Origin of the sequence: Mesorhizobium sp. M7A.F.Ca.US.011.01.1.1, from assembly GCF_003998295.1 — a bacterium.
Classification (GTDB): Bacteria; Pseudomonadota; Alphaproteobacteria; order Rhizobiales; family Rhizobiaceae; genus Mesorhizobium.
Genome location: NZ_RZRT01000055.1, coordinates 23,282 through 34,757 on the forward strand (window position 1 = coordinate 23,282; position 11,476 = coordinate 34,757).

An 11,476-nucleotide genomic window follows, 5' to 3' on the forward strand; every position below is an offset into this window, starting at 1 on the left:
CTTCGGGCGGATCAAAAGGTCCAGTGGACCTTTTTAAGGGGCTGAACGCCCGAAGGACAGGGAGCGGCAGCGAAGGGCCGCACAGCCGGCGCGAGGTCCCGCCGGCCCAACATGAGTCAACCGACTTCGCGTCAAGCACTGGAGCCAGACGCCCATGACCAAAACAACGATCCCAGTTCATCTCGATATCAACGGCCGTCATCACGATCTGCAACTCGAGCCGCGCGTCACGCTGCTCGATGCCTTGCGCGACCGGCTCGGCCTGACCGGAACCAAGAAGGGCTGCGACCACGGCCAGTGCGGCGCCTGCACCGTGCATATCGATGGCGAGCGCGTGCTGGCCTGCCTGACGCTGGCCGCACAAGTCGAGGGCCGCACCGTCACCACCATAGAGGGGCTTGCACGGGAGGGCGAAATGCATCCCGTGCAGGCTGCCTTCCTTGAACAGGACGCCTTCCAGTGCGGCTATTGCACGCCGGGCCAGATCATGTCGGCGGTCGCTTGCATCCGGGAAGGCCATGCCGGCTCCGACGACGAGATCCGCGAATACATGGCCGGCAATCTCTGCCGCTGCGGCGCCTATCCGCACATCGTCGCCGCCATTCGCCAGGCCGCCTTGGAGGTCGCATCATGAGGGACTTTTCCTATTTTCGCGCCAGCTCGGTCGATGCGGCACGCCAGGCGGCCGCCCTGCCCGGCGCCATGCTCTTGGCCGGCGGCACCACGCTGATCGATCTCGCCAAATGCGGCGTCGCCGAGCCCGAGACCCTGGTCGACATCGCTCATCTCAAGGGGTTGGACAGCGTCGAGGTGAACGAACGCGGCGCCACCATCGGCGCGCTGGCCAGGATGAGCCATGTCGCCGACCATGCCGACATCAAGAGCCGCTTTCCTGCGGTGTCGGAAGCCCTGTGGCAGGCGGCTTCCGCGCAGATCCGCAACATGGCGACCATCGGCGGCAATCTGATGCAGCGCACGCGCTGCCCCTATTTCCGCGATCCCGCGAATTTCCCTGGCTGCAACAAGCGTGAGCCCGGCTCTGGCTGTTCGGCGATCGGCGGCGTTACCCGTGGCCATGCCGTGCTCGGCACCAGCGAGGCCTGCATCGCCATGTATCCGGGTGACCTGGCCGTGGCGCTGGTCGCCTTCGATGCGATCGTGCATCTGGGCGAGCGCCAGATCCCGGTCGACGACTTTTTCCTGCTGCCCGGCACCACGCCGGATAGGGAACATGCGATTGAACCGGGCGAGATGATCACCGCCATTGAAATCCCCGGCTCGGCCGCTGCCCGGCGGTCGACCTACCTGAAAATCCGCGACCGGCAATCCTATGAGTTTGCCGCCGCGAGCGCGGCTGTCGGTATCGAATTCGAGGCTGACGGGCGCACCATCCGCGATCTGCGCGTCGCACTCGGCGGTGTCGCGACGAAACCATGGCGGGCGCGGACCGTGGAAGACGCGCTGAAGGGCAAGGCGCTGGAGCCGGAAACCGTGCGGTCCGCCAGCCTGCTCGCTGTCGAAGGCGCCGTCGACCATGGCGCCAACCACTACAAGATCGAGCTCGCGCCGCGCGTCGTCGCGCGCGCCATCCTCAAATTGGGAGAGACGGCATGACCGTTCACATCGCAAGGACCGTTCCCGTCGGAAGACACGGCGATGCGTCCGACGGCGCGCTGGCGGAAGCCGTCGGCGGCCGGCTGTCGCGCGTCGACGGCCCGGCCAAGATCACCGGTGCGGCGAAATACGCCGTCGAGCAGCAGCTCGAAGGCCTCGCCTACGCCGTACTGGTCGAGAGCACGATTGCATCCGGCAAGGTGCGCGCGATCGACACCAAGGCCGCCGAGGCGGCGCCCGGCGTGCTGCAGGTGCTGACGCCGGACACCATCATCAGCCTGAGGACCGCGGCGGACTGGTTCGGCACACCGCCGCCCGACAAGCCCTATTGCTCGCTTGCGCGCGACATCACTTTTTCGGGCCAGCATGTCGCCGCTGTCGTCGCCGAGACCTTCGAACAGGCGGTGGCGGCGGCAGCACTGGTCAAGGTCAGCCATGACGAGACGCCTGCCATCGTCGACCTCAGCGATGCCAAGGCCGGCGACGGCATCCCGATCGACGCCATGACCAAGGAATGGGGCGATGCGCAAGGTGCGTTCGCCTCGGCACCGGTCCGCGTCTGCGCCGCCTACAACACGCCGCGCGAATACCAGGCGCCGATGGAGCCGCATGGCCTGATCGCGCGCTGGGAAGGCGACAAGCTCACCGTGTGGGAGCCAAGCCAATGGCTGGACGGTATGGCGCGCACCTATGCCGAATGGTTCGGCGTGCCGTTCGAGAATGTGCGGCTGGTCTCGCCCTATATTGGCGGCGGCTTCGGCTCCAAGGCGCTGGCGCTCAGCCATGGCGCGGTGGCCGCATGTGCCGCCAGAATGCTCGGCCGGCCGGTGCGCCTGGTGATGACGCGGCCGCAGACTTTCACCGGCTATGGCGGCCGTGCCGCAACGCGGCAGACGGTGACGATCGGCGCCGACGCGCAAGGAAAAATCCAGTCGATCGTGCATCGTGGCATCAACGAGACGTCGATGGACGGCATGTGGGTCGAGCCGCTCGGATCGGTCACCTCGATCATGTACGCGACGCCGAATTTCTCCTCCAAGCAGAACGTCGTGCGGGTGAATTCGGTGGTGCCGGGCGCCATGCGTGCGCCGGGCGAAAACCCCTCGGCCTTCGGCATCGAAAGCGCCATCGACGAGCTCGCTTACGTGGTCGGCATTGACCCGCTGGAAATCCGGCTCCGGAACTATGCCGAGCAGGATCCGCATGCCAAGAAAGCCTGGTCGACCAGACAGTTGCGCGAGGCTTTTGCCGCAGGCGCGGAGCGCTTCGGCTGGGCCAGGCGCTCGCCCGAACCGCGCTCGATGCGCGACGGCAACCAGCTGATCGGCTGGGGAGTCGCGGCCGGCACCTATCCGGTTCGGCGCGCCTATGGCGAGGCGATCGTGCGCATCCTGGCCGACGGCTCGGTCGAGGTCGAAAGCTCGTCGATCGACATGGGTCAAGGGACCTACACCATCCTGGCGCAGACCGCCGCCGAAACGGTCGGCGTGCGAGCCGACGACGTGGTGGTGAAGCTCGGCGACTCCCGTTTCCCCCGGGCCGGCGTCACCGGCGGTTCGCGGCTGGCCGGTGTGATGACCGGCGCGGTCCATAAGGCGGCGACCTCGGCGCTGGACCAACTGGTCGGGCTGGCGATCAGCGACCCGCGCTCGCCCTTCCATGCGCTGCAGGCGAACACTTTGGTCGTCGCCAATGGCCGCATCGCCTCGCCGCGAGGCGACGGCCCCAATGTCTCGATCGCCGAGCTGCTCACAAGCGTCGGCCGCGACCATATCGAAGCCACCGGCGACACCATGCCGGCCAACTCGACGCCAGAGGATCGCTACAAGAACTACACCACCATCGCCATGGCGCTGCCGCACACCGAGGGCGACTACTCCCGCCACTCATGGTGCGCGCACTTCATCGAGGTGCGCGTCGATGAGGACTTCGGCACGGTGCGTGTTTCGCGCGTGGTGTCGGCACTGGATTCGGGCCGGCTCTACAATCCCAAGCTGGCCGAAAGCCAGTGGAAGGGTGGCATCATCATGGGCATCGGCCAGGCACTGCTCGAAGAAGGCATCGTCGATCGCCGCCATGGCCGCATCGTCAACAACAACCTCGCCGATTACCTCGTGCCGACCAACGCCGACATCCCCGACATCGAGGTGATCTCGGTCGGTATCCCCGACCCGCATTCCTCCGTGCTCGGCGGCAAAGGCGTCGGCGAACTGGCCATAGTCGGCGTGGCGCCGGCGATTGCCAACGCGGTGTTCCATGCGACGGGAAAGAGAGTAAGGGATTTGCCGATCACACTGGAGAAGCTAATCTGAGGGCGGTGGCTGATCTCCCACTCGAGGGAGATGTCGCCAGAGGCAACAGAGGGGGTCGCCGCGTGTAGAGCGCCGACCCCGTCTGCGGCAGCAGGCCGAGCCCCGCCGCCCCCTGGCCTGCCGGCCATCTCCCGAGGGAGATTTGTAGCACCAGCAATCAGAACTTATAGCTGAGCCCGACCCGGATATCCTGCGTCTGCAGATCGACATGCGTTTCCGTGGGCAGACCGGCGGCCACCGAGAGATCCTGGCTGCCGAAATCCGAGTAGCGATATTCAGCCCGAGCGATCCACTTGTCGGTGAAGGCGTGCTCGATGCCGGCGCCAACGGTCCAGCCGACATGGCTGTCGCTGTGGAGCGTTACTTCGGCGGCAGGGCCACCGGCGCTGACCGCAATAAGCTCATACTTGGCCGCGGCGACGCCGGCAGTGATGTAGGGCAAGGTCCGATCGAAAGCATAGCCGGCCCGCAGCCGCGCCGACCCCGACCATTTGAGTTCGCTCTTGAGCAAGGTGGTGACACCGCCGCCGCCGGCGTCGAGGGCCGTCAGCCCATCTATATTGCTGTACACAATGTCGGCCTCGGCGCCGATCACGAAGCTGTTCTCCATCTGGTAATTGGCGCCGATATGGACGCCGCCGATAAACCCGTTCGGATCGGTGGAGACATTGAGATCGGTGGCCCCGCCCAGTCCGCCGCCGGCGATGAACAGATTGGATTTTCCGGCTGCGTAACCGAAGTGAACGCCAGCATAGAGGCCTGACCAGTCATAGGTGGATGCAACAGGCGAAGCCTCATTGATATCAGCCGCACACGCCATACCGAGCGGCGCGAGAATCAAGGCCGTTGCGAGAAGAAGAGTTTTCATTGTTGTCTGCTGCCCCAATTTGTCATGGTCCCCGCCGCGGTTGCCCGCGGAGATCCAGCTGTTGTCGAGAAATACGGTGTTGCATTGTCCGCCGGCCGCGTCTTGGGCTGGGCCGCACCCGAATTGTCCTGGAGAGCACTGCGACGCTTTCTCGGTCGGTGTGGCCATTCAGCCTCAGTCGATCGGCTGCCTGTGTTCGGCAGGTCAGCATCGAGCCTGATCGCGACCCGTCCCCGCTCCACGGGCGCTCGGGAGGTGTTCGGCGGCGAGCGGCGGCTCTAGCCTATTGAGCCTGAACCGCGAGCGGCGTGCCCATGTCCGAGACGAGTTTGACGAGATCAGCTTGGCGTCTCGTGCCGGTTTTGGCGAAGATACGGTTGAGATGCGTCTTCAGCGTGTTCTCGCCAATGCCAAGCGACAATGCGCTCTTCGAGGCGGACAATCCGCTGCCGATGCGCAGCAGGACCCGCGCCTCCGCCGGCGTAAGGTCGAACAAGGTGGTGAGAACGGCCTCAGGGAGTGGGGAAGAGGACGTCGTGGTCGACACGAAGACAGCGGCGCATGCGGGCTGGAAAGCGGCGCGAGCCGTTCCTTCGCTCAACGGCAGCACATATGCCACGGCGGGCGGCTGGCCCGGGGCCGAAATGGGCAGGCCAATGCCGCGGGAGCCAAGCAGAAAATCCGCGCTCGCCGCGCTGGCGATCGCTTCCAGCAGGGCGCGGGCCACCGCCGGATTTTGCACCTGGAGCACGCCGTTCCTGGAAAGAATGGGGCCTTGCGCGGAAAACATCCGTTCGGCGGCGCCGTTGGCGTGGAGGATCGCTCCATTGGCACCGGTCAGGACAACAGGCACCGCCAGATGGTCGAGTGCCTGGCGGTAGAGATTGGCGGTGACGCGGCTCTGATCGAGCAGGTCTCCGATCAGCGACGCACGGCGCAGATGCGGCGAGAGCAACGCCAGGAAACGCTGATCTTCGGCTGATATGGCCTCCCTGGTGGCCCGCGTGGTGCAGCCCATCAGCCCGATCCGGTCCGGCGTATGAACGAACTTGGTGATGCAGCCTTCTCGCAGCCCCTGCGGTTTGGCCCAATTCACAAAAAATGCTGTTTGCTGGAGCTCGGCTTCGCTCATCTGCGACAGCGTTGCGACAGGGGTGTCGATGTCGCCGACGACCGCAGCCTTCAGCCCGGGAATCATGTCAAAATCATAATCCTCCTGGAGCACGCGCATCTGCTCGGGATCCCAGGGCGATTGGGCCGCGAAGCGGCCATGGTTGCCGGCGGTGCTGGCAAGCGCGATGGTCGTATAGGCCGCGTCGACAGCCCCAGTGATCCGGATCATCACCCCCGCCCAACCGTCGGGGTCCAGGACGCAATCATAGATATCGCCGATGATCGAACAGAGAATTTCGCTGCTCAGCCTCTCCACACGCCCCCCATTTTGCTCCGATCTCGCCTCGAAGGAATTTGTGGCGTCATACTTTCAGGTGACGCCACGCGCGGTTGATCTCGATTAAGGATTTGAATTCGATCAGTTGATACCTGGCGGCTATTGTCGCTGGTTATTCTGGGAATGGGAAGCATCGCGCTCAATATATTAGAGAGAGCGAATATATATCGGGTTGCACCATTGTCACAAAAGACGATCTTTTCATCGGCTCAGTTGCCATCGCATCTTAGCGAACGCGAACGATTTGCCCTCTGGCAAGACATTCACGTCGCGCAGATATGGTCGGTCGAGTACGGCATATCGGAAAACCTGCCTTTCGAAGCGGCGATCGAAGCCACGGCTGTCGGGCCGCTCGTTCTTGGCCAGATGTCGGGAACCATCAAGGACGCGACGAGGAGGGCGAGCAACATCGCCGACGACGACATTGACGGATACCTGCTGCTGATCAACAAGGCCGACACCGTGTTGTCCGGGGCTCAGCTCGGCCGCGAATACGGCATCGGTCAGGGCGAAGCCGTCCTCGTCACGGCGTCGGAAGCGCTGAAAATGGGCGGAGCCGACAGCAATGTGTGGGCAAACATAGTTGTCCCGCGCGCCATCCTCACCCAAGCCTTCCCACAGATCGACGACAGGCTGGCGTTGAAGATCGGCGCTGAAAACGAAGCGCTCGATCTTCTCAAGCGGTATTGCCTGCTTCTTGAAGCCGGCCGCCCCCTCGCCTCGCCCGATCTCATAGCGCACGCCACGGAAACGATTGTCGATCTGATCGGGCTGGTGACCGGCGCGAAAGGCCAGGCCGCCGAACTGGCGGGCCTTCGCGGCCTGCGCGCCGCCCGCCTGCAAGCGGTCCTGGCCAAGATCGCCGACGATTTCGTCAACCCCGGCATCTCCGCCCAAGGCGTCGCACAAGAACTCGGCCTCTCGGTGCGCTACGTCCACGACCTTCTTCAGGAGACGGGCACCAGCTTCACCGAGCGCGTTCTCGAACTGCGCTTGCAGCGCGCCCGCAAGGTGCTCTCGCAGAGACACGATGACACGCGGGTCAGCGACATCGCCATGATGAGCGGGTTCAGCGATGTGTCGTATTTCAACCGCTGCTTTCGCCGCCGGTTCGGCCATACGCCGACGAGAGCCAGATAGGGTTGGCTCCTCCGCCGGCGCACCTGCGCGATCGCACCGAACTGCCACAGTGCGCACAAAATGAACCGCTCTTCACTCCAGTCCAATTCCAGTGCGGCCCAGCCCAAGACAATCCCTGTCCGCGATGCGATGTCAGCCTCAGGGTGAAACGACCGTGACGTCAGGGGACTGAATGCCGCAGAATGGTTTGGGGTGCCGCAAGGCGAAGACGTTGAAGTATCTCGCATTGACGTCGACCGCACTGGTCTGTCTTGGCCAGCCAATCACTGCCTCGGCTGCCGAGACCTGGGCCGGGGCTATTTCCACGGATTGGTTCACCGCCGGAAACTGGAACAACAGCGCTGTTCCCACGTCGGGTGACGACGTTGTGCTCAACGCGGCGTTCCCGAATCCGACCGTGGTCAATGGGCCGAACGCGGCCGCGCATTATCTGTATCTTGGCACCATCGACAGCTATACAGGCTCGCTGACGATCAAAAACGGCGGTACGCTCGCCAGCACCGCAGGTTTTGTCGGCTATCTTTCGAACGCGAACGGCGTCGTGACCGTTACGGGAGCAGGCTCGGCCTGGAACAACAGTTCGGATCTTTCCCTTGCTTTGGGTACCAACAGCAACGGCACCTTGGCGATCTCGAATGGCGGCACCGTAACCGACACTGTCGGCCATGTCGGCTACGGCCAGGGCACCGGCACCGTGACTGTCGACGGTACCGGCTCGACCTGGACCAACAGTGGCGACCTCTATATCGCCGGACTTGGCACCGGCACGCTTGTCGTCACCAAGGGCGGCGCGGTCAGCAATGCCCTGGGCACCATCGGTTGGCATGCAGATTCCAATGGCATGGTGACGGTAGACGGTACGGGCTCGACCTGGACAAACAGTTCCAATCTGCTCGTCGGCGATCAGGGTACGGGAACGCTGACGGTCTCGAACGCCGGCTCCGTCAGCAACGCCTCGGCCCGTGTCGGCCACTTGGCGGGCTCGACCGGCATGGTGTTCGTCGATGGCTCCGGCTCGACCTGGACCAGTAGCGGATCGCTGTCCGTCGGCGATTTCGGCACTGGCAACCTGGCGATCACCCATGGCGGCGCCGTCAGCAATGGCGGCGGGGCCATTGGCGCGATCGCGGGCTCGACCGGCATGGTGTTCGTCGACGGTGCCGGCTCGACCTGGACCAACAGTTCCAACCTGGCTGTCGGCGATTTCGGTTCCGGCACTCTGGCGATCACCAACGGCGCCAACGTCAGCAACGACACAGCCTATGTCGGCAATTCGGCCGGCTCGACCGGCATGGTGTCCGTCGCCGGCGCCGACTCGACCTGGACCAGCGCGGACATGTATGTGGGCGGCCTCAGCACGGGCACGCTGTCGATCTCGAACGGCGGCGCCGTCAGCAGCGACTCGACCTATATCGGCTATGGTGCCGTCTCGGTCGGCACCGTGACGGTCGACGGCGCCGGCTCGATCTGGACCAACAGTGGAAGCTTGTTCGTCGTCGGCCGTGCAGGAACCGGCACGCTGACCATTTCGAACGGCGGCACCGTCGACAGCGTGCTGAGCTATCTCGGCAACTACTCCGTCGGCACCGCCGTGGTCACCGGCACAGGCTCGACATGGAACAGCAGCTCGGCCCTCTATGTCGGCGTCAGCGGGGGCGGTGTCGGCACGCTCACTATCCAGGGCGGCGGCATTGTGAAAAACACCGTTGGCCACCTGGGGAACTCGGCGGGCTCCACCGGAACGGTGACCGTCGACGGAACGGGTTCGATCTGGATCAACAGCTCGGCCTTGTCCGTCGGCACCGCGGGCACCGGCACGCTGACCGTCTCGAACGGCGGAACCGTCAAGAGCGCTGCCGGCACCGTTGGCGGCGTCGGCACAGGTACGGGCGTCGTGACGGTGGGCGGTGCGAATTCCACCTGGATCAACAGCGGCGATGTCTACCTCGGCAACCTCGGAACCGGCACCCTGAATGTCTTGAACGGCGGCGCGGTCAGCAATGCCATGGGCTATGTCGGCTACAATCCAGGCTCGACCGGCACCGCGACGGTCGATGGCGCCGGCTCGACCTGGACCAGCAGTGCGGGCCTCGCGGTCGGCCTCGACGGCACGGGTACGCTGACGATCTCGAACGGCGGCGCGGTTTCAGGCGGGAGCATAGTTACCATAGCCAGCCACGCCAGCTCCGTCGGCACCCTCAATATCGGCGGCGCGACTGGAGCGGCTGCGCTGGCGCCGGGCTTGCTCAACGCCGCGAGCGTCCAATTCGGATCGGGCACCGGCACAATCAACTTCAACCACACCGACACGAACTACGCCTTCGCCTCGGCGATCGGCGGTATCGGCACGATCAACCAGATCGCCGGCACGACGAACTTGACGACCGATTCGAGCGGCTTCACCGGCGCCACCTACGTGGTCGGCGGACGGCTGGCCGTGAATGGTTCGCTGGCCGGTTCGCTGGTGACGATCTCCGGCGGCATATTGAGCGGCAACGGCACGGTCGGCGGCATCCTGGCACAGCCGGGCAGTGTCATCGAACCGGGCAATTCGATCGGCACGCTCCATGTCGCGGGCAATGTCGATCACACGGCGGGCTCGATCTATCAGGTCGAGCTGACCTCGACCGGTCAGTCCGATCTCATCCAGGCGACGGGCACCGCGACGATCGCGGCCGGCGCTGTCCTCGACGTGGTCAAGACCGATGCCGCGCCTTATGTGCTGGGCACGCATTACACCGTGCTGCAGGCCGATACAGGCGTCACCGGCACCTACACGCTCAGCGGCGCCGGCCCGTTCATCGGCCTTGTCGCCAATTACGACCTAACGCATGTCTATCTCGACGTGGTGCAGGCAAAGTCCTTCGCCTCGGTCGGCCTGACGCCCAACCAGATCGCCACGGGCGGCGGCGCGGAAAGTCTTGGCAGCGGCAATACGCTTTTCGATGCCATCTTTGCATTGCCGAGCGACGCCGAAGCCCGGGCAGCCTTCGACCAGCTTTCGGGCGAAATCCACGCCTCGGCCAAGGGCATGCTGATCGAGGACAGCCGCTTCGTCCGCGACGCAGTCACCAATCGTATCATGTCCGCTTTCGGCGATATTGGCGCGGCCGCATTGCCGGTCATGGCTTATGGCGAAGGTGGCCCCGAAATGGTCGCGGCCGACACCGACCGTTTCGCCGTCTGGGGCCAGGCCTTTGGGTCCTGGGGCAATACCGACAGCGACGGCAACGCCGCCGCCTTCGATCGTTCGACCGGCGGCCTGCTGGCCGGCGCCGACACGCTGGTCGGCGGCTGGCGCGTCGGTGTTCTCGGCGGCTACAGCCATTCGAGCTTCGACGCCGACGATCGCAACTCTTCGGGCAAGAGCGACAGCTATCATCTCGGCCTCTATGGTGGCACCAACTGGGGCGCCATCGCTTTCCGTACCGGTGCTGCCTACTCCTGGAGCAGCCTTTCGACCAAACGCTCGGTTGCTTTCAACGGCTTCACGGATGGGTTGTCGGCCGACTACGATGCCGGTACCGCGCAAATGTTCGGCGAACTCGCCTACAAGGCCGATGCCGGACAATTCAAGTTCGAGCCCTTCGCCAATCTGGCCTATGTCAGCGTCCATACCGACGGCTTCACCGAAGACGGTGGCGATGCGGCACTGACCAGCGCCGGTACGTCCACCGATGCGACCTTCACCACGCTGGGCCTGCGCGGTTCCTCGGACTTCGCGCTCGGCGGCATGAACGCCACGGCGCGCGGCATGCTCGGCTGGCGCCACGCGTTCGGCGACGTCACGCCGACCTCCAGCTTCGCCTTCGCCGGCGGCGATCAATTCAGCATCGCCGGCGTGCCGATCGCCAGGGACAGCGCGGTGGTCGAGGCTGGGCTCGACTTCAACATGTCGGCCAACGCGACGCTCGGTGTGTCCTATTCCGGCCAGTTCGGTGGCGGCACGGTCGACCAGGGCGCCAAGGTCGATCTCGGCATCAAGTTCTGAACAGCAACGAAGCGCGCCGGCCGGACAAAGGCAACGCCCGAACGGCGGTCGGCGACGGGACCGGCTTTACGGCACGATCCCGCATATCCCTCCCACCCTAC

7 protein-coding genes are annotated in these 11,476 nt (G+C 64.7%); 5 read left to right on the forward strand and 2 right to left on the reverse strand.

Annotation, left to right across the window (positions count from 1 at the left end):
* Positions 1 to 154: 154 nt before the first annotated feature.
* The 3 genes from EOA13_RS30255 to EOA13_RS30265 are packed head-to-tail and all read left to right on the forward strand — an operon-like array spanning position 155 to position 3,926.
* Entirely contained in the window at positions 155 to 634 is a 480-nt protein-coding gene (locus tag EOA13_RS30255) for a (2Fe-2S)-binding protein (RefSeq protein ID WP_127297085.1), read from the forward strand.
* Positions 631 to 1,614 carry a xanthine dehydrogenase family protein subunit M gene (locus EOA13_RS30260; protein ID WP_127297086.1) on the forward strand — a complete coding sequence of 328 codons (984 nt, stop codon included), beginning with the start codon at positions 631 to 633 and terminating at the stop codon, positions 1,612 to 1,614. The genes EOA13_RS30255 and EOA13_RS30260 overlap by 4 nt, the downstream gene beginning before the upstream one ends.
* On the forward strand, positions 1,611 to 3,926 hold the full coding sequence (locus tag EOA13_RS30265; protein ID WP_127297087.1) for a xanthine dehydrogenase family protein molybdopterin-binding subunit: 2,316 nt from the start codon (positions 1,611 to 1,613) through the stop codon (positions 3,924 to 3,926). The genes EOA13_RS30260 and EOA13_RS30265 overlap by 4 nt, the downstream gene beginning before the upstream one ends.
* Positions 3,927 to 4,083: 157 nt before the next feature.
* Here the strand turns inward: EOA13_RS30265 and EOA13_RS30270 are convergent, their stop codons facing one another.
* Together EOA13_RS30270 and EOA13_RS30275 are read right to left on the reverse strand one after the other, a co-directional pair.
* Positions 4,084 to 4,962, reverse strand: a complete 879-nt coding sequence (locus EOA13_RS30270) for an outer membrane protein (protein ID WP_245490524.1) — start codon at positions 4,960 to 4,962, stop codon at positions 4,084 to 4,086.
* Positions 4,963 to 5,077: 115 nt separating this feature from the next.
* Entirely contained in the window at positions 5,078 to 6,223 is a 1,146-nt protein-coding gene (locus tag EOA13_RS30275; protein WP_127297088.1) for a PAS domain-containing protein, read from the reverse strand.
* A 234-nt stretch (positions 6,224 to 6,457) separates the two neighbouring features.
* On the opposite strand from EOA13_RS30275, the gene EOA13_RS30280 reads away from it, so the two are divergent.
* Both EOA13_RS30280 and EOA13_RS30285 read left to right on the forward strand, forming a co-directional pair.
* A complete protein-coding gene (locus tag EOA13_RS30280) occupies positions 6,458 to 7,384 on the forward strand; it encodes an AraC family transcriptional regulator (RefSeq protein ID WP_245490525.1) in 927 nt (308 codons plus the stop codon).
* A gap of 172 nt (positions 7,385 to 7,556) precedes the next feature.
* Complete coding sequence (locus tag EOA13_RS30285) at positions 7,557 to 11,375, forward strand: autotransporter domain-containing protein (RefSeq protein ID WP_127297090.1); 3,819 nt, start codon at positions 7,557 to 7,559, stop codon at positions 11,373 to 11,375.
* The last annotated feature ends 101 nt before the right edge of the window (positions 11,376 to 11,476 follow it).